This is a genomic window from Microcystis sp. M_OC_Ca_00000000_C217Col, assembly GCF_007095585.1.
GTDB classification, from domain to species: Bacteria; Cyanobacteriota; Cyanobacteriia; order Cyanobacteriales; family Microcystaceae; genus Microcystis; species Microcystis panniformis.
On the sequence record NZ_SFBV01000227.1, the window covers coordinates 1 to 22408 of the forward strand.

20 protein-coding genes and 1 pseudogene are annotated in these 22408 nt (G+C 42.0%); 10 read left to right on the forward strand and 11 right to left on the reverse strand.

What is annotated here, in order from left to right; all coding sequences use genetic code 11:
• Positions 1-110 (forward strand): annotated as a pseudogene (locus EWV66_RS13800) (IS630 family transposase); the annotation flags it as partial.
• Positions 111-224: 114 nt separating this feature from the next.
• Positions 225-1121 carry an AEC family transporter gene (locus tag EWV66_RS13805; RefSeq protein ID WP_052277121.1) on the forward strand — a complete coding sequence of 299 codons (897 nt, stop codon included), beginning with the start codon at positions 225-227 and terminating at the stop codon, positions 1119-1121.
• Between the two features lie 630 nt (positions 1122-1751).
• Here the strand turns inward: EWV66_RS13805 and EWV66_RS13810 are convergent.
• Positions 1752-3038 carry an O-antigen ligase family protein gene (locus EWV66_RS13810; RefSeq protein ID WP_052277122.1) on the reverse strand — a complete coding sequence of 429 codons (1287 nt, stop codon included), beginning with the start codon at positions 3036-3038 and terminating at the stop codon, positions 1752-1754.
• 1 nt (position 3039) lies between these two features.
• A complete protein-coding gene (locus tag EWV66_RS13815; RefSeq protein ID WP_002789131.1) occupies positions 3040-3867 on the reverse strand; it encodes a YaaW family protein in 828 nt (275 codons plus the stop codon).
• Positions 3868-3964: 97 nt separating this feature from the next.
• On the opposite strand from EWV66_RS13815, the gene EWV66_RS13820 reads away from it, so the two are divergent.
• From EWV66_RS13820 to EWV66_RS13840, 5 genes are all read left to right on the forward strand, one after another.
• Positions 3965-4909, forward strand: coding sequence for an NAD(P)/FAD-dependent oxidoreductase (locus EWV66_RS13820; RefSeq protein WP_072924142.1), 945 nt, complete (start codon positions 3965-3967; stop codon positions 4907-4909).
• Positions 4910-5177: 268 nt separating this feature from the next.
• Positions 5178-5432, forward strand: coding sequence for a DUF7219 family protein (locus tag EWV66_RS13825; protein ID WP_002734677.1), 255 nt, complete (start codon positions 5178-5180; stop codon positions 5430-5432).
• 225 nt (positions 5433-5657) lie between these two features.
• Positions 5658-7721, forward strand: a complete 2064-nt coding sequence (locus EWV66_RS13830) for an ABC transporter ATP-binding protein/permease (RefSeq protein WP_287107195.1) — start codon at positions 5658-5660, stop codon at positions 7719-7721.
• A gap of 129 nt (positions 7722-7850) precedes the next feature.
• Positions 7851-8384 carry a GNAT family N-acetyltransferase gene (locus tag EWV66_RS13835; RefSeq protein ID WP_287107196.1) on the forward strand — a complete coding sequence of 178 codons (534 nt, stop codon included), beginning with the start codon at positions 7851-7853 and terminating at the stop codon, positions 8382-8384.
• Positions 8378-8572, forward strand: a complete 195-nt coding sequence (locus tag EWV66_RS13840) for a hypothetical protein (protein ID WP_287107197.1) — start codon at positions 8378-8380, stop codon at positions 8570-8572. The genes EWV66_RS13835 and EWV66_RS13840 overlap by 7 nt, the downstream gene beginning before the upstream one ends.
• Positions 8573-8598: 26 nt before the next feature.
• On the opposite strand, the gene EWV66_RS13845 is transcribed toward EWV66_RS13840, so the two are convergent.
• The 7 genes from EWV66_RS13845 to EWV66_RS13875 all read right to left on the reverse strand — a co-directional run bounded on the left by EWV66_RS13845 (position 8599) and on the right by EWV66_RS13875 (position 15500).
• Positions 8599-9573, reverse strand: coding sequence for an MvdD family ATP-grasp ribosomal peptide maturase (locus tag EWV66_RS13845; protein ID WP_287107198.1), 975 nt, complete (start codon positions 9571-9573; stop codon positions 8599-8601).
• 53 nt (positions 9574-9626) lie between these two features.
• The gene (locus EWV66_RS13850; protein ID WP_287107199.1) at positions 9627-10607 is read right to left on the reverse strand and encodes an MvdC family ATP-grasp ribosomal peptide maturase; all 981 of its coding nucleotides are present in this window, start codon (positions 10605-10607) and stop codon (positions 9627-9629) included.
• A gap of 42 nt (positions 10608-10649) precedes the next feature.
• On the reverse strand, positions 10650-10871 hold the full coding sequence (locus EWV66_RS13855; protein ID WP_052277127.1) for a DUF2283 domain-containing protein: 222 nt from the start codon (positions 10869-10871) through the stop codon (positions 10650-10652).
• 10 nt (positions 10872-10881) lie between these two features.
• Complete coding sequence (gene rodA, locus EWV66_RS13860; protein ID WP_081417817.1) at positions 10882-12162, reverse strand: rod shape-determining protein RodA; 1281 nt, start codon at positions 12160-12162, stop codon at positions 10882-10884.
• A gap of 17 nt (positions 12163-12179) precedes the next feature.
• Complete coding sequence (locus EWV66_RS13865) at positions 12180-13241, reverse strand: Mrp/NBP35 family ATP-binding protein (protein WP_052277128.1); 1062 nt, start codon at positions 13239-13241, stop codon at positions 12180-12182.
• A 203-nt stretch (positions 13242-13444) separates the two neighbouring features.
• The gene (locus tag EWV66_RS13870; RefSeq protein WP_287107200.1) at positions 13445-14236 is read right to left on the reverse strand and encodes an MOSC domain-containing protein; all 792 of its coding nucleotides are present in this window, start codon (positions 14234-14236) and stop codon (positions 13445-13447) included.
• Positions 14223-15500 carry a glycosyltransferase gene (locus EWV66_RS13875; RefSeq protein ID WP_287107201.1) on the reverse strand — a complete coding sequence of 426 codons (1278 nt, stop codon included), beginning with the start codon at positions 15498-15500 and terminating at the stop codon, positions 14223-14225. The genes EWV66_RS13870 and EWV66_RS13875 overlap by 14 nt, the downstream gene beginning before the upstream one ends.
• A gap of 165 nt (positions 15501-15665) precedes the next feature.
• Between EWV66_RS13875 and EWV66_RS13880 the strand changes: the two genes are divergently transcribed.
• Positions 15666-16835, forward strand: a complete 1170-nt coding sequence (locus tag EWV66_RS13880; RefSeq protein WP_287107202.1) for a glycosyltransferase family protein — start codon at positions 15666-15668, stop codon at positions 16833-16835.
• Positions 16836-16921: 86 nt separating this feature from the next.
• On the opposite strand, the gene EWV66_RS13885 is transcribed toward EWV66_RS13880, so the two are convergent.
• Positions 16922-18253 (reverse strand): AtzE family amidohydrolase, encoded by a 1332-nt coding sequence (locus EWV66_RS13885; RefSeq protein WP_287107203.1) that lies wholly within the window; start codon positions 18251-18253, stop codon positions 16922-16924.
• A complete protein-coding gene (locus EWV66_RS13890) occupies positions 18250-18426 on the reverse strand; it encodes a DUF4089 domain-containing protein (RefSeq protein WP_002740449.1) in 177 nt (58 codons plus the stop codon). The genes EWV66_RS13885 and EWV66_RS13890 overlap by 4 nt, the downstream gene beginning before the upstream one ends.
• A 593-nt stretch (positions 18427-19019) precedes the next feature.
• On the opposite strand from EWV66_RS13890, the gene EWV66_RS13895 reads away from it, so the two are divergent.
• Together EWV66_RS13895 and EWV66_RS13900 are read left to right on the forward strand one after the other, a co-directional pair.
• On the forward strand, positions 19020-20621 hold the full coding sequence (locus EWV66_RS13895; protein WP_072924150.1) for a B12-binding domain-containing radical SAM protein: 1602 nt from the start codon (positions 19020-19022) through the stop codon (positions 20619-20621).
• Between the two features lie 169 nt (positions 20622-20790).
• Positions 20791-22206: an ABC transporter substrate-binding protein gene (locus EWV66_RS13900; RefSeq protein ID WP_287107204.1), complete on the forward strand. Its 1416-nt coding sequence runs from the start codon at positions 20791-20793 to the stop codon at positions 22204-22206.
• Positions 22207-22408 lie beyond the last annotated feature (202 nt).

Below are 22408 nucleotides of genomic sequence, written 5' to 3' on the forward strand. Positions count from 1 at the left end.
CTATTTATGAATGTCTGAATGATGCCCATCTGAAACATAAAAAAGAACTGGATTCCTTGCTGACTCTACGATTTCAGAAGTTTAATAAATCTCAGATTATGAACGTCTAAAGTATAGTATCGATTTTCACTGTGCGATCGAATCTTTATATGAAGATATAACAGAAATCTGTTAAAAAATCAGATCAGTTTTTTTCTATGTACTATTTACTTTTTACCTGATTAATGCTTGTCATCCTCTCCGCTATTATTCCAGTGGGTTTTATCATCCTCATCGGTGTGATAGCAGGAAAAATTCTCACTGTTGAAGTGCATTCCCTTTCCCAAATCACGGTGTATATTCTTGCTCCCGCTTTGGTGATTGATGGACTCTATCGCACCACTTTATCCGGCAGCAATATCGGTTTAATTCTCCTAGGCTTTGCCCTTATCTCACTGGTAATGGCGATTGTCGTCGAAATTATCGCCTATTGTCTCAGTCTCGATGCTGATACCCGCAAAAGCCTCATGGCTGCCGCCGTGATGCCTAATAACGGTAATATGGGTTTACCTGTGGCTAGTTTTGCCCTGGGTGCGGCTGGACTGGAAAGAGCGATAATCTATATGATTGGCTCTAGTATTCTTTTATTTGGTATTAGTCCCGCTTATTTGCGAGGAAAAAGCTTTCTTTCAGGATTTCGCTTAGTTTTTCAATTGCCCTTAATCTGGTCAATTTTTATCGGCATTAGCTTTCAAACTTTCTCTTTTCATCTTCCCCTGCAATTAGATAAAAGTATTAGCTATCTAGGACAAGCGGCAATTCCTTTGGCTTTAATTATCCTAGGTATTCAATTATCTCAGCAAAAATTAGCGATCGGTAAATTAGAATTATTAGGAGCAGGTTTGCGTCTTTTAGTCGCTCCTCTTTTGGCATTTGCGATCGGCAATAGTTTAGGATTAACTGGTATGGATCTAAAAATTCTCATCCTACAGAGTGCCATGCCCACCGCCGTTAATACTGTCATTTTAGTCACAGAATTCGGTGGTTCAGCCACTTTGATGGCCCGCACAGTTGTGGTCACTACCCTTGCTAGTTTTCTGACTATTCCTTTCTTTCTTTGGTTATTAAAAGTCTATTTATAGCAGTTATCTTAAGGGTGAGGTACGAAGTTTTCGTTTTGTTAACTGTTGACTGAAAATGCTCCAGCACTCCCTTATCCCTTCTCCACAACTCCCACTCTGCAATAACTACTGGCAGCCAGAAATACGTTGGTTCATATCATACTTTGTGCTTTTTGTCAAAAAAACTTTTTTTTTGCAATAAAACTACACAAAAAAAAGATCATCGTTGTGGGTGAAATTGACTGATTTACCCGTCCTAATTAGGATCACCTTGTAGGTGTGGCAAGGGTTTCAACCGTTGCTGCCCAAAAAAGCACAGTATAACCCATTATGAAATTCAGTAAAATCGCTGTTACCACTGTAACATCGTTGTTAAATAAAAATCTTTCTCAATTAATTCTTAAGAATTTGTAAATATTGCGGAATGTTAATTTAAATATTCTCAAGTTTGTGGAGTCAATCAATAATTTTTGCTTATCTTTGTCCAAAATTGGGTTAGAAGTCAGGAGTCAGGAGTCAGGATTCAGGATTCAGGATTCAGGATTCAGGATTCAGGATTCAGGAGATTATTTTTATTTGTTCTTCCCACACTCTACACCCCACACCCTACACCCCACACCCCACTTCCCCAATTCCCCAATTCCCCACACCCTACACCCCACTTCCCACTTCATAATTCATCCCTTGACTGACCCCAGCAATGGCAGCCAAGAGAAGCCAAACAATAGTATTAATCTTGACATCGGAGAGGGTGACATCGACGAGATTAAATAAAACGCAAGCACCAAAGGCCACCAGATAGGTAAAGATAATTAACTCACCCCCGGCTTTTTGTTGCCGTAGAAAGATAAATAAACGCCACCCTTGGGCATAAATCCAACCCACCCAAACAGACAATAAAATTAAGCCAATAATTCCCGTTTCTGCCATTAACATCAAATATAAATTATGGGGATGACCTAACCACAATCCCTGACTTTTTTCGTAGAGAGGTGTAAAACTGCGTAATCCCCAACCGAATAGGGGTCTTTCTTGGGTCATTTCTAGAGTAAAACGCCATTGAGTTGATCTGAGAGTCCCTAGAGGGCGATTGGGGAACATTTCATCGGATAATCGCGCCCAAATCGCCCTAGGAACCAAAAAACGCAGACTATCCCTGAAAGGATTTGGTCCCCAAGAAGCAAGAGAAATCACCCCCCCCAAGAGGACAAAACCAGCGACTAAGGCATTCCAACCCAGATAAAGGGCGAAAATTAGGCAACCTAAAAAGGCTAAGGCCCAAGCATTGCGAGAATTGCTTAAAAATAGCCCTACACTATCGATAAATATAGTTAAAGTTAAAAACCCGACTTTGAGATTTAAAAGGTTATTTCTTTGTCTGTGCCACTGCCGCCAAGTTAGAATTAATAAACCGATCGCTAAAATCAGAGTTATAAGCAAATAAGCCCCCAAAAGATTAGCATACATAAAAACCGAAGACATCCGCCCCAAAGGTTCACCCCCCACCCCGTAGGGCCAGGTAAAAATCCCTTTTAATGCTTCTGGTTTTTGCCAACCGAGAAAAATTTGTCCCCATCCCATCACCACTACCCAAACCGACGGAATAACCATCACCCAAGCTAGTTGACGCAATTGAGAGGGTTTTTTAATTAATTGCCGAATATTGCTAAAAAAGAAGAAAAAGGGCAGGAAATTTCCTAAACCAATCCAAGCATCCCCCGGAGTTGGGGAAAGACTGGCACTAATCATTAACCAAAGAGTGACGATACCGAGACCTTGATTGAGACGTGACTGGATAATTGCCCGAAAATTGCCGGTAAAAACCCTAATTAAGACGATAATAATGCCGATACCCGCTAACTCCGGCAGCATCATGGCGATAAAAACTGAAAAAAGTATTAAATTCCACTCCCACCCTTGACTAAAAATCTTTTTCATGTTATGCAGGTTGCCAACAATCCTCACGAGTCAGACGAATTTGGGCAAGGGCAAAAATAGTCGGGATAATCCGGCCGTAATCGGTGGCGATCGCTTTCCAACCGAGATCAGCAATAAACCAACCCCATAAAGCCGGTCCTACCAAACTTAACACGGTTCTGACGGCTCCGTAGCGGGCTGCCGCCCTAGTCATGCCCTGTTTAGCCGTTTGTAGGGCGATTTGATTAACAATTGTCCCACCCTGGACTAGGGCAGTTTTTGCCCCTTGATAGCGGACAAAATGAAGAGCGAACTGCCCGGCGATATGTTTGAGCAGAATCGGTTTCAGGATAGAATTAATGGCGATGACGCTACTGCCTTTGAGGACTATATCAAGGGGATTGTGTTGTAGGTGAACGGGTAAGGGTTGGGGAGTGTGGGAATCCGCGAGCGCTTTTTGAATTTGAATCGAGAGGGATTTTTGTTCCGATGGGGGGAGACGTTTCCAAGCTTTGTTAACGAGGTGAAGATAGATTTCCGCTTCAATTTCCGTTGTCGGCATTTTTTGGGAGTAGGGAACCTTGAGGAAATGACAGACACGGACGAGAATTTGACGATAACTAACTTTTTCGGTTTGACCTTTTAATACTGTCACACCATCGGCAGCCAAATAACGAAAACGATCCTCGACACTATCTAACCAACTATCCCAATCTTGACTTTGAACGGCGATTGCGTCCGGCGCTCGTAGATAATCGAGAGGGTTAAAACGACGGCAAAAGAGGATGTTAGTGATTTGCTGCAGTTCCTCCTCGGTGGCTAACTCCAAAGCTGTGCGTAGTTCGTCCAATGTGGTTTGTCCTCCTCAGCCCCAATAATCAACTTAGTTTCGCTAGTGCTGATTACTACTAATATTAACTCAAGGGTTCACAGGATTAGGAAGGCTAGTGACAAATTTTTCGATTAAGGTTGGGATCATTGGCGCGGGTTTAGCCGGGTTAACCTGCGCTCGTCAGTTGTGCGATCGAGGTTATACTGTTAAGCTATTTGATAAGTCTAGAGGCATTGGTGGTCGTTTAGCCACGCGACGGGTTAATCGAGCTAATCAAGAGATTGCTGTGGATCATGGTTTGCCTTTTTTGACTGTTCAGGGGGAAAAAACGGCGGCTTTAATTGATAATCTTCTGAGAGAGAATATAGTTACTTCTTGGTTTGATTCTAGCTATGTTGCTCCTTCTGGCATCAATAGCGTGGCGAAATTTTTAGCTAAAGGTTTAGAAATTGAACGAGATTTTCTGGTTACTCGTCTGGAAAATCGTCAGGGAAAATGGGTTTTAAACAATAACGGTCAAATTCGGGGGGAGTTTTCGGTGATTGTCCTGGCTATTCCCGCCCCGCAAGCAGCGTTATTGTTAGAAAACTCTCATATAACTACTATGCCAGAATTGCGATCAATCGTTTACGATCCCTGTTTAACGGTTATGGCAGGTTATGGCGATTCTTTACCCGCAGTGACTCCCTCCACCGCTATCGCTTGGTTAGGACTTGATAGCAGTAAACGGCAATCATCCCCTGATTATGTCTTTGTTGTGCATAGTAGTGGAGATTTTGCGGTTAAATATCTCGATAGCGAGGATTTAGAAGCAGTTACGCTAGATTTGCTCGCTCGTGCTTCTTTGCCTCTCCCGGATTGGTCTCAGATTCACCGTTGGCGTTATGCTTTAGTCCGTCAGGGTTTAGCTGTACCCTGTTTAAGTGTTAATAGTCCTTTACCTCTAGTTGCCTGTGGTGATTGGTGTCAAGGGGGAGATTTATCGAGAAATTCTTCCCTAGAAACGGCCTTAACTTCTGGGATAGCGGCGGCTAATCAAGTTCAGCAGCTACTCTCTTAAGTGGGTGGGTGGAATCAAATATAAGATGAACGTAGGTTGGGTTGAAGCATGAAACCCAACGTCCTAATCAAGTTCAGCAGCTACTCTCTTAAGAATCTAGAGACAGAACGTAGGTTGGGTTGAAGCATGAAACCCAACGTCCTAATCAAGTTCAGCAGCTACTCTCCTAGAATCTAGAGACAAGTTCAAATTCTTAGGTTAAGCTTAAGTTAACAAAAGGTTAAGTAATATAATAATGTAGGTATCCTATACTGGGGGGTTGGTCACAATGGAAAAATTCAATTCTAAAGATAACTTTCTCTACCCTAAAACCAGCTACAGGGGTTTATTCACGCCACAAAATTTGGTTTTTAATGCTAATTTGCAGGAATTCGCCCTGAGAGTCTCTTTTATCGCTGGTTTGCACAGTGGGGGAAAACTTACCTCCACGGAAGCTTACGAGAAAATTAACCAGCTTTGGCAAGAGTTGAATACCAGTCGAAAATTCCTACTAGCTAATCATTTTGAGGATGATGGAGATTGAGAGATGGGGTTTTTTAGTGATCAGTAAACAGTAATCAGTATCTAAAGTGCTAGACTAACAAAAATGGGTCAAGTAGTTTTTAGTTATGTCAGAGCTTTCTGACCATAGCTGGCTTTCATCTTCTAGATAAAAATGTCAACAAAAGACAACAAGAGGTAATTCTGCCGCTACAATATGATAGCGAGTTGTCAAGAGAACAGTAAAAGAACTGCCAATTGGATCTAGATGCCTCAATATACTACTAAACAAGCAACGGAAAACCCTGTTGTGTCCGACCAGTCCGCCAATAATCCCTTTTCACTATTTGGTCAATTTTGGGAAAGCCTAAAAATTGTCGCTCAACCCTATTGGTATCCAACGGAGTTAAATGGACGCGCCTTTGGAGATGTGATCATTTCTTGGGGAATGTCAGCTTTGATCCTTTTAAGTATCTTGGCAACAGTCGGGGTAGAAGCTTTTAGTAGCTACTGGAATCGTTATGTACTCGATATTATTATTGAAGATAGAGACCTTTCTAAATATCTCAATACGCTGTGGTTATCCAGTTTGTTGATTATAGGAACAACGGGGTTATTTGCTTTTTCTCAATTTATTCGTCGCAAAGTAGCCTTAGATTGGTATAAGTGGTTAACCAAACAAACCGTTAAAAAATATCTCAATTATCGCGCTTATTATAACATTGATTTTACCTCGAACTTAAAAAATCCCGATCAAAGATTATCTCAAGAAATTGAACCAATTACGACCATGACCCTAAGGTTGTTAATTACCTTCGTAGAAAAAGGGTTGCAAATGATTACTTTTGCGATTATTCTTTGGACAATTTCTCGGCAAATTGCGGTTTATCTAATAATTTATACGATCGCAGGAAATTTAATAGCAATTTATCTAACTCAAGAATTAAACAAGATTAATCAATCTGAGCTTAATAATAAAGCTGATTATAATTATTCTTTAACCCATGTGCGTAACCACGCCGAATCCATTGCTTTTTTTCAGGGAGAAGAGCAGGAAGAAAAAATCATTGAAGGCCGTTTTGAACGGGTTATTCAAAGCTCGGAAAAACTGATAAATTGGGAACGGTTTAATAATCTTTTTAATCGAGGTTATCAGTCAGCGATTAGTGTATTTTCAATGTTTATTTTGACCCCGATGTTTATTAAAAACGAAATCGATTATGGAGAAATTAGTCAAGCGAGTTTATGCTGTTTTCTTTTTTCTAATGCCTTGGGACAATTAATTACTGAATGGGGAACATCGGGTAAAGTTTCAAGTTATATTGAACGGTTAGCTACCTTGACAGATGCCTTAAAAGTTGCCAGTGAAGAGCCGAAAAACTTAAGTCGTATTACCACCCTGGAAGATAATCGTCTAGCTTTTGAAAATTTTACCCTACAAACTCCCGATTATGAAAAGGTAATTGTGGAGAATTTATCGGTTTCTGTTCCTTTGGGAGAAAGCCTACTGATTATTGGACCCAGTGGTCGAGGAAAAAGTTCCTTGTTACGAGCAATCGCCGGTTTATGGAAAGCGGGTAGTGGTCGTTTAGTACGTCCTCCTTTAGCTAAAATGTTATTTTTACCCCAACGTCCTTATATTATCCTTGGCACTTTACGGCAGCAATTACTTTATCCCCATACCAATGAGCAGCTGAGCGATGAAGAATTAGAAAATATCTTAAAAAAAGTCAATCTTCAACATTTATTAACCGACAAAAATAGCTTAGATAAAGAAGTCAATTGGGAACAGATTTTATCCCTCGGAGAACAACAAAGATTAGCTTTTGCTCGACTATTAATCACTAAACCCACTTTTACTATCTTAGATGAAGCAACCAGCGCTTTAGATTTGGCCAATGAAGCCAGTTTATATCGGCAATTACAGGAAAGTGAAACCACCTTTATTAGTGTTGGTCATCGGGAAAGTTTATTTAATTATCATCGATGGGTCTTAGAGTTAACAGAAAATTCCCATTGGCAGCTGTCAACTGTAGAAGATTATCAGCGCAAAAAAGTTAATGACATGGTAATGATGTCAAAAAAATCAGAAGATTTTTCGGTGGTAAAAATAGAGCCTTTGTCTGAGGTTAAACCTGAGCATGATGCGGAAATTGCAGGAGTTTCTGAAATAGCCGAAGGTTTGTCCCATCAACAAATGCAGTCCCTAACTGACTATTCTTTAAGTAACGTCAGGAGTCGTGCCAGTTTAGGTAAAATCATTACTGCTAAAGATGGGGTTAATTATCGTTACGATAAAGACCCAAAAGCCTTAAAATGGGTGAGAATATAGCTAGGGGCTGCTGAAAAAGTTTTTCGTGGGGGTAGGGTGTGGGGTGTAGGGTGTGGGGTGTGGGGAGTTTTCTCAGTGAACTGATAACTGATAACTGATAACTGATAACTGGTATAGGAGTTTTATCAAATGAAAGCACTGGAAAAACTGGTGACGGAACGATTATATTTAGTCCCCTTAAAGCTTGAACTTCTGAAAGCGGCAATCATAAGTATCGATGAATTAGCAACAATTTTGGGGGTAAAAGTTGCAGCTGACTGGGCCGAACAAGAGTTGATTCAAGCTTTCCCTGATATTGCGAATATTTTGCTGCAATTCCCCTTACAAAATGAGTGGGGATGGGGGAGTTTAATTATTCATCAAACAGAAAATACTCTTATTGGTCATGTGATGATCAAAATTATTCCTGATGTCACAGGTTTACCCACAGATGCTGTAGAAATTGGCTATCAAGTAGCGCCGTTATATCGACGACAAGGCTACGCATCCGAGGCGACAAAAGCAATGATGGACTGGACACTTTCTCAACCCGGTATGCAAACAGTGACCGCCGGCTGCGCTCCCGATAATATAGCTTCAAAGCGAGTTTTAGAAAAAATCGGCATGGATCTGATAGAAGCACGCGAGAAAGTCTTGGTTTGGAAATTAAGTAGGGTTTGCTGAAAAAGTTTGTTGGTGGGGTTAGGAGTCAGTTATCAGTTATCAGTTATCAGTTATCAGTTATCAGTTCACTGAGAAAACTCCCCACTTCCCCACTTCCCACACCCTACACCCCACACCCCACACCCTACACCCTCTTTCAAGTCAGGAGTCGGGGGAAATCTGGAGTCAGAGCCTCGTCGATGCGATAAAATACTCTGGCTCTGTCTTTGCCAGTTTATGAGTTAACTAGGATTTCAGCGATCGCCTGGGAGATAGGAAAATAAGGAGGATAAAGTTCTAGCCAGAAAAACTCGCCAACGGGATTAATTTCTAAAAAGATATAACGTTCATCTGGTGTGACAATCATATCAATTGCACCATAATTGAGACCGAAATATTTCACTAATTCTAGTAGTTGTTTTTCAATAGTTTTCGGTAAATCGTAGGGTTGCCATTGTTGATGGAGCGCTCTTCCCTCTTTTCGCCAATCGTAGATAGCACCGTCTAATTGTTGGGAATTAATCGCCGCCGTAAATATTTGTTCACCGACGATAGTGATGCGTAATTCCAAAGCTTTAGGAATGTTTTCCTGAAAAGTCATTGGACAAAATTGCAAACCTTCCAAATTATCTAGGTCTTCCTTTGTAACAGGACTGGTAAAAACAACCATTTCCTCTTGCTTGTCTCCATAAATAGCAAATTGAGACAGCATTTTAGTCACAATTCCCGTCGCTTCAAACTCCTGAGCAAATTGCTTGACAGCTTCAGGATTATTAGAAGTTAAAGTCCCCGGAATTAATAAACCTAATTGTTGCGCTACTTGTAACTGCAATTGTTTATGATTGGCATGATCTACCTTAGCAATTGGATCAAGATGAAAGCCAGATAAACTAGCAATCATTCCTCGAATACTTAACCGACATTCCTTAAGAGAAGCTTCGCGAAATTGACTATCCATCCCATCGGGTAATTTTAGTCCGTATCTCATGCGTCGATACCAGACAGCAGAAACTTCTTTTAGCTCTAATTTTTGGTCTCCATCGGTAATAATTCCGCCTTTTTGACCGCCTGAGTAAAGATCAACTTTCACCTCTGTAGGGAAGCGATCGGTATCAAAACGGAAGGCTTTTTTACCCATCGTTTCTATGGCTTTGATTACCAGAGGAATACTTTCATTATCGCGGCTAAAAGTAACAAGTAAAACGGTCATAAATCTCCTTGAAAACTTAGGATTAACAATTTTTTGAGCGCCAGCTTTGCCGATCAACCGAAGACTAAAAAATCAGCGATCGCATTAGAAATAGGTAAATCTAAATCCCGTTCTAACATTCCCCACTCACCACCCGGATTAACTTCTAAAAAAACGTATTCTCCCCCAGGAGTTAAGATAAAATCAAACGCCCCAAAATTCAACCCTAAATTAGCCATAAAAATCTGAAGTTGCTGCAATAGTGAATCGGGTAAAGTATGATGTTGCCAAGCACCCGGATCAATACCTGGTCTTCGCCAATCTACGGCAGAATTATTATACTGAGAAGATTCTAAAGCTCCCACAAATGTCTGTCCATTAACCACGACAACTCTCAATTCTAATTGTTTGGGAATTTCCGCTTGAAAAACCATGGGACAATAACGTAAAGATTCCGCTTCCTCAAGGTCTTCTGCTTTCACCCTACTGGTATAAAGAAAAAATTCCGGCGACTCCATACTGCGGGCGATCGCAGTTAACAATTTACTCACCATTCGTCCCTGAACCTGGGAAAAAAACTCCCGGGCAGCATCAGGATTATTGGTCACTAAAGTGGGGGGAATAATCAAGCCAACTTCTGAGGCCAAACGAAGTTGTAATAACTTATTTTTAGCCTTCTCAATTTGCACTAAATTATCTAACCAACGCGCTGACCTTAAACTATCCCAAAAACCAGCCAAAGTCGTCTGGGATTCTCGCACACAAGCCTCCCGAAACTGAGGATCTAAATCCCCTGTTAGTTCAGGTTGCCAAATACGTCTTGTCCAAACAGATTGCACCTGTTCACTATCAATAGATTGATGATTATAGCTTAATTGATAAAAACTTTTTTTTCCATTAAATTGGGCTGCTAATTGAACCTCTAAGGGAAATTTATCGGTATCTAAGCGAAAAGGTGTGGCTCCTTTTTTTTCTATCGCCTCAGCCACGCGGTCAATCGTAAAAAAATCGCCGCTATGGGTCAACAATAAAACAACTTTAGGCGATTCTTTCATATCAGTGGGAAATTCCTGTATTTAAATTTCTTTTTGTCTCTCTTAAGTGGCGACTAATTCCGGTTTAGTGGTCAGAATCGAATATTCACAAGACTGGGGATTGTCCATCCGCTCTTGAGCATTGAGGATTTCTAACCCCACCACGTTCCCCGACTGGTCATAGTCGAGAATCACCCCCAGACTCTGCTCGTCGCTTTCTGCAATCGGCACATTACTTAAGGTGATTTTGAGAGCATCAACGACTGGATCATAGGTCACTTTCATGGCGTTCTCCTTAGTACAAACGCTTACGGGGGCGATAATTAGCCACGGATTCCACTAAACCCAAGGCGATAAAATTGGTTAATAAAGATGAACGTCCATAACTTAACCAAGGTAGAGGAATCCCTGTAATCGGGGCTAATCCCACGGTCATGCTAATATTAAGAATTGCCTGAAAAGCGATCATCGAGAGAACACCGATCGCTATTAAAGAACCAAAGTTTTCTTTAGCGGTATTAGCAATGACTAACAAACGCCAACAAACTAACCAGAAAGCTATTAAAACTAGAATACTGCCGACAAAACCGAGTTCTTCCCCGACTACAGAGAAGATAAAATCGGTGTGTTGTTCGGGAATAAAATTTAATTGGGTTTGGGTGCCTTGGTGTAATCCCCGTCCCAATAATTCTCCCGATCCGATGGCAATGCGGGATTGAATTAATTGATAACCTCCCCCCAAAGGATTCTTTTCTGGGTGAAGAAATAGGGTTAAACGATCTTTTTGATATTCTTTTAATAAACCCCAAAAAACCTCGCCTAATTTACCCACTGCCAGATTAGTTGCCACCACGATGAAAGTAGATAAAAAACGGTAGGGAAGGGTAAACCAAGCAAGTACAGCGATGATAATTGCTAAAACAATCCAAGCAGGAAAAAGTAAATTAAACAGAAAAACCGATGCGAGGGGAGATAAGAGGATAATCATCCAAGGTAGTTTCGCATTAGCCCAGTAAATCATGCCTAGGGTAATTGCCCCAAAGACTAATCCTGTCCCCAGGTCCGGCTGCGCCATAATTAACACCCAGGGGATGGCAGTGACGACAAAGACACGAGCGATCGCAAAAAGATTATCGGCGGGACGATGATGTAGGAGGGCTGCTAGGGTGATAATTAAACCTACCTTGGCAAATTCCGACGGTTGCACGTTAAAACTGCCGATATTAATCCAACTTTGCGCCCCATTCGCCGTCACCCCTAGGACAATTACCGCAATTAGGGAGAGATTGGTAAGAAGATAGGTTAACCAGTGCCATTTGAGCAGACTTTCGTAACGACAACGGGCCAGAAATAAAGCGATCGCCACTCCCACGGCCCCGAATAACCAGTGTTGCCACCAATCGAGAGCAGTGGTATGTCTTTCGGCACTACGAATCATTAAACCACCGAAAACGGTTAAACACGTCACCAAAACGAACAAAAGCCAATCAATTTGGGCTATATCCCGGAAAATGAAGCTAAACTGCTCACTAAAACCGCTTAGTTTCCTACTAACAAGGGACTGTCTTCTCACCATTTCTCTCCCCAAATTTACTAACTATAGGCTGCTAGGGATACTTTCGCCGCCACCTGACGAGCGATCGCTATCAGGGCTTTAGCTGAGGCCGATTCTGGTTGCCCCAAAACTACTGGTACACCAGTATCACCGCCCTCCCGTAGGGCTATCTCCAGAGGCACACATCCCAGTAAAGGAATGCCCAATTCTTGCGAGGTTTTTTCCCCACCACCGGACCCAAATAGATCATAGGAGCGATCGGGCTGATCGGGGGGGATAAAATAACTCATATTTTCCACGATACCCAAAACCCGCGCCCCTAGCTGTTGGAACATTTTTAAACCCCGACGCGCATCAATTAAAGAAACCGTCTGGGGAGTGGTGACAATCACCGCACCGGCTAGGGGGACCGATTGAATTAAAGTTAATTGTGCATCCCCGGTACCGGGAGGCATATCGACGATTAAATAGTCTAAATCGCCCCAATTGACTTGATAGAGAAACTGACGGATAATGCCGTTTAACATCGGACCGCGCCAGATTACGGGTTGATCGGGGTTGATCAAAAAGCCCATGGAAACCATTTTGATGCCATGGTTGAACGCGGGTTCCAATATCTCGCCATTTGCGCCCTGTACGGTCACTTGTGCGTCATTTAAGCCCAACATTGTCGGGGCGTTGGGGCCGTAGATGTCCGCGTCTAATAGCCCCACTTTTGCCCCTAAATGAGCCAAGGCGACGGCGATATTGACAGCCACGGTACTTTTTCCCACACCGCCCTTACCACTGGAAACGGCGATAATATTTTTAACCCCCTCCACACCTTGGCGATCGGGTAAAGCTTTTTGTTGCGGGGTTTCGGCAGTTACGTCCACAGCGACACTTTCCACCCCGGGCAGCTGTTTAACGGCTTTTTGGCAGTCTTCCACGATAAATTCGCGTAAAGGACAGGCAGGAGTGGTCAAAACTAGGGTAAAGCTAACTTTTCCGCCATCGATCGCCACATTGCGGATCATGTTCAATTCCACTAAGCTTTTTTGCAGTTCTGGATCTTGAACGGGACGTAATACTTCTAAAATCGATGCGGTATCAAGGGGCATGGTTTCAGTGTCTCTAGTCAAGTATTGTTCTTATGGTTATTTATCTTAACCTTGTGGGGGTTGGGTGTTGGATGGTGTTGGGGTTTTAGGGTTTTAGGGTTTTAGGGTGTTAGGGTTTTAGTTGAAATTCCCCCATTCCCCCATTCCCCCATTCCCCCATTCCCCCATTTCCCCATTCCCTATCCCCCTATATCTCTAGATCTCTAGATTACGGTAATAGGATCGCCGACTTTAATTGTACCTGTCTTTTCGGGGATGACATTTTCTCCGAACATGATGCCCCCGGGGAAACTGCGAAAAGTGCTTAAGGTTTTTAAAGGTTCTTGCTGGGGATTTCTCCTACCTGTTTCTTGATCGGTGGTGGTGATAATACAGCGACTACAGGGTTTAACTAGGGCATAATTTATCTCTCCAATTGTGATCTTTTGCCAACTACTTTCGCTAAAAGCTCGATCGCTACTAATAACAATATTAGGCCGAAAACGATTCATCGGCACCGGTGCAACTAAACGCCGATTTAAGTCCTCTAAAGAAGCAGTATTAGTTAATAAAATTGGATAACCATCGGCAAAGCTGACGGGAGTATGATCATTCCCTGCATAGCGAGGATTCGCAGGACGTGGATAATCGGGAGATTGTCGCACTAAACGACAAGGAATGTCGATAATTTTCTCGAACCATTCGGCGATTTCATCCCCTTGATCCATGGCTATGGTTTGAGATTCCCAGATTTGAACCGCTCTTTTTTCTCCTGTGAAATTAGGCTGAAAAGTCAGGGAATCTTGAGATGTTTTCAGAGAAAATTTATCTCCTGTAATCGTGACAGAAACGGTGGCTAATTGCGGATATTCCCTTTGGGTGATAAATTTACCCTTGCCATCCACTAACATCATTTCTCGATCCCAGAGTAAACCTTTAGGAGTCACTTCAGCTTGGGATAATTGAATACCTCGACAGGATTTAATCGGGTAGATATAGAGATCAGTAACCTGCATTTTCTTTCAGTAGTTCTACATATTTTTTCGCCACATCTTCCCACGTCCAGAGATTAATTTTATTGGGAATATCTTCGGGTAACAAGCGAGGAATTGGATTGAGGATAAATTGTTCTAAACAATTGGCTAAACTGTCCGCATCTCCCCTAGGATAGAATTGCACTCTTTCGGGACAATTATATAATTCTACCTGTTCTTGAAACACTTCTAAATCGGAAGCGATAACGGGAATACCTTGTAAAATTGCTTCTGCTATTGCCAATCCAAAACCTTCGTATTTTGAAGGAAATACCACACAGGAACAGGTTTGATAATAAAACTGCAAGGTTTCATAGTCTTGATAACCTAATCCTTTGATATGACTCTGGAAAATTTCTTGATTTTCCTGATAAAGTTGGGTACATTCTTTGAGATAGTCTTGGTATTCTTGGGTTTTGGACTGTTGAGACAATTGCAGATTTCCACTAACTAGATTATCGGTTTCTTTGCCAATTAAAACAATCTGGAAATTTAAGCCTTTTTTCGCTAGTTTAATGGCTGCTTTGAGCAAAGTCAGATGATCTTTGTAGATACCAAAGGAGGAGGGAAAATAAAAATTAACTAGCTCACTTTTGACTAAATCACTCTTGGAATTAGACTGCTCGATAAATCCCGCTAATGGTACAGCTTTTAACTTACTAGCATAGGTAGCATTGGGAAAAACTTTTAAAACATCGTCTTTAGTTTTTTGGGAAATTGTGAAGAGTAGATCGGACTGATCTAACCATTCTTTTAAGACTTCATTGTAGTTTTCTTGATAGGATTCTGAGTAAGTTAAGGGAGCAAATTGCCAAAAGACATCATAAATAATGCCACTTAAAGTAACCTTGACATTGGGGGGAGAAATCCGATTAGTCATTCCATACAAACAGTGATCAGCTTGGTAACGCTTGATAATCTGATTAATTCTTGCTTCGATGCGTAAAAGTTCAATTCTACGAGAGAAAAGACGATGAATAGAAGTCAGTCTTAGGGTTTTATAAAAATTTGCTAGAAGACCATAAAAATAGATTAATTTTGTCTCAAAACTCTGGGGATAAAAAGCAAAATCTTCGTAGATAAGTTTATCGGAATCAGGCATTAAAGACTTAAAATATTCAATTTCCTTACGAGGGAGGACGATAATAATTTGTTCGACGTATTCTAATAAGCTAGGTATTAAAGAGATAATGACTCTTTCTACTCCTCCTTTGCGATAAAACACGATCGGGATGACAATTTTCATAGATTTCCTTGTCGATAGCTGGCAATAAAAAGATTGATTTTTGACTTGAACCTATTATATGATAGGCTCGAATTGTTCTACTGAGTCGAGAAATCGGGTTAAATTCGATAAACTAAGACTCTATCACCCATCGCCCCTATTTTCCCTCGATCTTGGAGAAAAAGAGTGTCACAAGCTACTCCATCCCTACAATCTAATCTCAAACAATGGCTACGGGCCAGCGCACCTTCCCTATTTAAAATTAAACAGCGCTTGAGCGCCCGTCGTTGGCCGAAAAAATCGATCGTTATTTACACAGAAAAATATCGTCCCATGCGTCCGGCGGAAATTTGGCAACGGGGGGCCAGTGGCACCCAGGCATCGGTGGCTTTTTTAGCGCAAGAATGGACGAAACGCGGCTATAAAGTGACGATTTTTGGCAATTGTGAGGGTATGGAAGGGGAACAGGACGGTATTCGCTATGTTAATTATTACCAGATGAATTGGCAAGATCACTTTGAGACATTGGTGATCTCTCGTCATCCCACTTATTGCCGTCCGGGTACCAAGGCAGAACGAATTTTTTTTGATTGGCAAGATATTAAAGTGCCGGCAGACTCCTATACCCCAGAAATTTTGGCTAGATATGACCAAATTTTCTGTAAAAGCCAATATCAACGGGATTTACTGGATTTCTGTGCCGATAATCAATGTCCGATTGTTCCTAATGGTATCGATACTTCCCTTTTGGCCGTAAGTGAGACAGTGCCGGAAAGTGAGTATCTTCCCTATCGTCTAGTCTATGCCTCTCGTTATTATCGCGGCCTAGAGTCGATGTTAAAGCATGGCTGGCCGATTATCAAGGCGGCAATTCCCGCGGCCGAGTTACATCTCTACTATGGTTTTACTAAACGGGATGGCAGTGGCGATCGCAAGGAATGGTGCGATAATTTAATCGCTTTGATTAAAGCTAGTGCGGGGGTAGTTGATCGGGGAATGATGGGTTATCGTCAACTAATCGAGGAAAAAGCTCGCTCTGCTATTCATTACTACGGTTGCACCTATCGTGAGATCGATTGTATTTCTGTGCGCGAGTCGGCAGTGGTGGGTTGTCTGCCGGTGGTGACGGATTTTGCTGTTTTTCGAGAAAAGGACTACTGTGTGAAAGTGCCGGGGGAAGTAACCGATCCGGCTACTCAGGAAGCTATAGCCTGGAAAATTGTCGAATTACTGAAAAATCCCCAGCTTTTAACCCAAGAGCGCCAAAGATGTCGTCAAATTGCCCTAACTGACACTTGGGAGCGATCGGCTGCCGCTTGGTTAGATGTGATTGAAAAGGAGTCTCCCATTCAGTAGATTGTTTACTCAGACTGGAAAAATGACCTTTTCGCTTAATAAGTGCCTAAATTAGGGATTTTAAGAGGAAGTAAGCCCTTGAAATCTCACTTGTGCGGGATATCTATGAGCATTTCTTCTAAAACCCTGGCTACCCTTAGGATTAACTCTTCGCGATCGGGTGCGGCGATGATTTGTAAACCTAACGGTAGCCGGGATGGGCGTTTAATCGGCAACGAAAGGGCAGGTAAACCGATAAAAGAAAAAGGTTGGGTGAATCTGCCTAAATTAGGTCTAATTAATAGCTCTTGCCCGTCAATAATCATTTTTTCTACTCCTAACGGCGGCGCAATACAGGGAATCGTCGGGGTGAGGATAATATCGACTTCGGTGAAAATCTCTCGCAGACGATCGCGATACCAACGGCGAAAACGTTGAGCCTGTAAATACCAGCTAGAGGGAATTAATGCCCCTGCCAAGAAGCGATCCCGGGTTGCGGGGTCAAAATCCTCTAATCTGGTCTGTAAACGCGGTAAATGCCAATTTGCTCCTTCTGCAGCGGTAATTATATAGGCGGCTGCCCTGGCGCGGGCGGTTTCGGGAATGGTGATTTTTTTAGTCACTCCTAAACGTTCGGCGATCGCTGTCACCGCCTCGAATACTTCCGGTTCGGCTCCCTGCTGAAAATAATCGTCGGCAAGGGCTATTTTTACGCCCTCTAAGCCATTTAAAGAAGCTTTAAGGTTATTTTTGGCAAAAAGACTCCAAATAGCCGCCATATCCGCCACATTGCCGCTAAAAAATCCCGGATGGTCTAAACTACTAACGAACAAAAATAGGCCCTGACGGGATACGCGCCCAAAGGTGGGTTTTAGCCCCACCACGCCACAGCAAGCGGCGGGAACTCTCACGGAACCATTAGTATCGGAACCGAGGGCGAGAGGGACTAAATTAGCGGCAACGGCAGCGGCGGAACCGCCAGAGGATCCCCCCGAGACGCAACTAGGATCGCGGGGGTTGGGAGTGGCCCCATAATGGGCATTTTCGGTGACAAAACCGTAGGCGTACTCATCCATATTGGTCGCCCCCACCAAAACTGCCCCGGCTGCTTCTAGGGTTTGTATAGCGATCGCATCTTGTCCAGCGGCAGGGTGATCTCGATTGATTTTGGAACCGGCAAGGGTGACAATACCCTCGATATCAAAGAGATTTTTGACGGCGAAGGGAATCCCTGCTAAGACACCGACGGGTTCACCGTTGGCGATCGCTTGATCGATTTTTTGGGCTTGAGCGAGCGCCCTAGGCTGTAAAATGTCGGTAAAGCAATTTAAATGGCGATTTTTCGCCTCTATCTCCGCCAAAGTCTGGCTAATAAATTCTAAGGCGCTAGTTTGACGATTTTGGATCGATCGAGCTAAATTGCACACAGAAATAGTCATGGTTCAAAGCTGAGGGCGCTTTCCCCGTCATCCTCTAAGGGAAATTCTGTCACTAAACTGGCGATTTCTTGCAAGCGTTGCCAGTTTTCAACCACAGAATTTAAATAGCGATCGGGAATGGTTAAATCTAGGATTTTCGCCATGATTATAACGTATTCTTCTGGGTTATTCATAGATGGAGTGAAGGAGATAAAGAGTCGCTTGAAAGCGGCGCTCAGGAATAAAATCGACACCTAGTTAAGCTGTGAAAATTGCTAGGATATAAGAGAAAATCTCCTGTAAATACAATAGCTATCCCTAGGGAGGAAGTATAACTTAAATTTGTTCTTGACCACCGACTCCCTAGGAGCATAACCTGAGATATGATCATAGAACTGTATATTGAGATATTTTCCCCTCCTTCACCTCCGGATTAAATTAAACTTATAAGTAGGGAGGCACAATTATTTGTAGGATGGGTTAGCAGTAGCGTAACATGAGCGGGCGTTGGGTTTCATTCTTCAACCCAACCTACGTTCATCTTATATTTAATTCCACCCACCTACTTATATGACCAAAAACAAGAGGTAACAAGCCTCCCCTTTCAAGAGAATGAAAATTAAAAGCTACTAAAGACTGCTGGTAGTCACTGATAATTGATACCTGATAATTGATAATTGATACCTGATACCTGATACCTGATACCTGATACCTGATACCTGATTACTGATACCTGATTACTGATAACTGATTACTGATAACTGATTACTGATAACTGATTACTGAAATGACCATCTTACAAGACGAAAAACTCCTCTTTACTCCCGCAATACCCCACAGTGATGCCATTAGAACTATTTTTGCCTTTCCTAATCAGTATTCCGTGGGTATAACCAGTTTAGGTTATCAAATTGTTTGGGCAACTTTAGCCCTGCGATCGGATATACAAGTTAGTCGTTTATTTACGGATTTTCAAGAATCTTTACCCCGTTATCCCGAATTAGTCGGCTTTTCCTTTTCTTGGGAATTAGACTATGTTAATATCCTCTCGCTGTTAGAATCTTTAGAAATTCCTTATCACAGTCATCAACGGCAAGATCAGCAGGCGATAATTTTTGGAGGTGGACCAGTTTTAACCGCTAATCCCGAACCTTTTGCCGCTTTTTTTGATGTAATTTTATTGGGAGATGGTGAAAATTTAATTGCTGATTTTATTAATGCCTATCAAGAGGTTAGAAACGCTGATCGCCCGACAAAACTGCGTCATTTAGCCCAGGTTCCGGGGGTGTATGTTCCTAGTTTATACACCGTTAATTATGATAGTCCCGAAGGTGAAATTACAGCAATTCTACCCATAGATAATAATGTTCCCGCCTTTGTTAGTAAACAAACCTATCGCAGTAATACCCTTTCTGCTTCTACGGTGGTAACAAAACAAGCGGCATGGGAGAATATTTATATGGTAGAGGTGGTGCGGAGTTGTCCAGAAATGTGCCGTTTTTGTTTAGCTAGTTATCTAACTTTACCCTTTCGTACCGCTAGTTTAGAATCTTTAATCCCTGCCATTGAAAAAGGTTTAAAAGTGACCGATCGCCTGGGTTTATTAGGTGCTTCTGTCAGTCAACATCCCGAATTTGAAACCTTACTTGATTATCTTTTGCAACCAAAATTTGAAGGAGTTAGACTCTCGATTGCTTCAGTTAGAACTAATACTGTCACGGAAAAATTAGCCAGAATTTTATCCCTAAGAGACAGCAAATCAATTACTATTGCCGTAGAAAGTGGGTCTGATCGCCTGCGAGAAATTATCAACAAAAAGTTAGCCAATGATGAAATTATCCAAGCTGCCATTAATGCCAAAGCTGGCGGTTTAAAAGGGATAAAACTCTATGGTATGGTGGGAATACCGGGAGAAGAAACTGAAGATATAGCGGCGACTGTGGAAATGTTAATAGCATTAAAAAAAGCCGCCTCTGGACTGCGAATTTCTTTCGGTTGCAGCACCTTTGTGCCTAAATCCCATACTCCTTTTCAGTGGTTTGGAGTTAATAAAATGGCCGAAAAAAGATTAAAATATCTAGAGAAACAATTAGGTAAACAGGGCATAGAATTTCGCCCAGAAAGTTATAATTGGTCGGTGATTCAAGCCCTATTATCTAGAGGCGATCGCCGCTTAACTTCCCTGTTAGAATTAACCCGTGGCTATGGTGATTCTTTAGGCAGTTATAAACGCGCTTTTAAGGAACTAAAAGGACAAATTCCACCTCTAGATTATTACGTTCATCAACAATGGCGTTTAGAACAGGTTTTACCCTGGAGTCATTTACACGGTCCTTTATCCTCAAATGTTTTAATAAAACATTTAGAACAATCCCAAACAAAAAGGTAAAATATGGCTAATAAGCTAAGACGCATTTAAACAATGTCTTGACTATCAGACCCCAAATGAGGTATTCTATCAAGGTAGATCGGATATTTGTGCAATTCAGAATTGAATTGGTGCTTTTATTAACTATCAATCTCGATTAAACCATTAATTTAATCTTAGTTATCAGCCCATGAGCCAGAAAAATGATACAGTTACCCTGCTTTTATCCCTGCTGATTACCCTAATATTTTTTGGGGCTGGTAGTTGGTGGTTATACAATCGTTTTCAAGGAAAAAATAACCCAACCAATCTTTCTGAAATCGAGAAAATATCACCAGAGCAAAAATCGGTATCGCCACAAGCAAGATTTAGTCAAGGTGAAAACTTATTAATAGTTGAAGGGGCTGCTTCTGACAAACAAGCTGCTATACAGGCACTCGGAAAAGGAGACTTTCAGCAAGCAGTTTACCTCCTAGAAAAATCCCTGCGAGCTAATCAAAATGATCCCGAAGCTCTCATCTACTTAAATAACGCCCGTATTGGTGAAGCTAAGTCCTATACTATCGCCGTTTCCGTGCCAATTGGGAGCGATGTCAACACCGCCCTAGAAGTTTTACGAGGAGTCGCCCAATCTCAAAATCAAATCAATCAAGCTGGGGGAATTAATGGCATTCCTTTAAAAGTTCTCATTGCTGATGATGCTGATAATCCCGAAATTGCCGCTCAAATTGCCCAAAAATTAGCGGCTGATAACAGCATTTTAGGAGTAGTAGGACACACTAGCAGTGATACCTCTTTAGCGGCGGCTGCTATCTATCAAAAAGCGGGATTAGTAATGATTTCCCCCATCAGTACCTCAACTAAACTCTCCAATTTTGGTGACTATATCTTTCGTTCTGTTCCCAGTGATTTTGTGGCGGCACGGGCATTAGCCGAATCTAGTTTGCAAAAAATTCCTAACGTCAAGGCAGTGGTATTTTTTAACTCCCAAAGTGGTTATAGTCAATCCCTAAAATCTGAATTTACCACCGCTTTAGGATTAGGAGGAGGTCAAGTGGTGAGTGAATTTGATCTATCTTCCCTCACTTTTACCCCTTCTAAAAGCCTCCAACAAGCTCAACAGGAGGGAGCAAATCTCATCGCCCTTCTTGGGGATAGTGGTACCCTAGATAAGGCTTTGCAGGTGGTTCAAATCAATGGTCAAAAATTACCGATTGTGGCGGGTGATGACGTTTATAGCCCCAAAACTCTGGATGTAGGCGGAAAAAAGGCCTTGGGCATGGTTGTCGCTATCGCTTGGCATTTGGGGGCTAATCCGAACAGTCCTTTTGTGAATAAATCCCGCCAATTGTGGCAAGGAGACGTAAATTGGCGCACGGCTACCGCCTATGACGCTACCCAGGCTTTAGTCGCTGGCATTGGGGCCGAATCTAGCCGAGAGGGAGTTCAACGGGCGTTAAGAAGCAGTGATTTTTCTGTGCCTGGGGCGACTAATCCAGTGCGATTTTTACCCTCTGGCGATCGCAATCAATCGGTGCAATTAGTGGTAGTTCAACCCGGTTCTCGTTCTAGTTTTGGGGTGGATTTTGTGCCAATTTCTCGGTAAAATGACAACTAAATCAAGATGAATTATAGGTAAGTATTTATAATTAAATTGAAGATAGATTTTACCTCTGATCCCCCCTTGATCCTAGGGCTGTTTCATTCTCCCATCAGAATATCAAAAGTAAAAGCGATCAATATCAGGTAAAATGAGAAGTGACCGGCAACTTTTTAAATATATGTTGAGCTTAATAGAAAAACTAAAA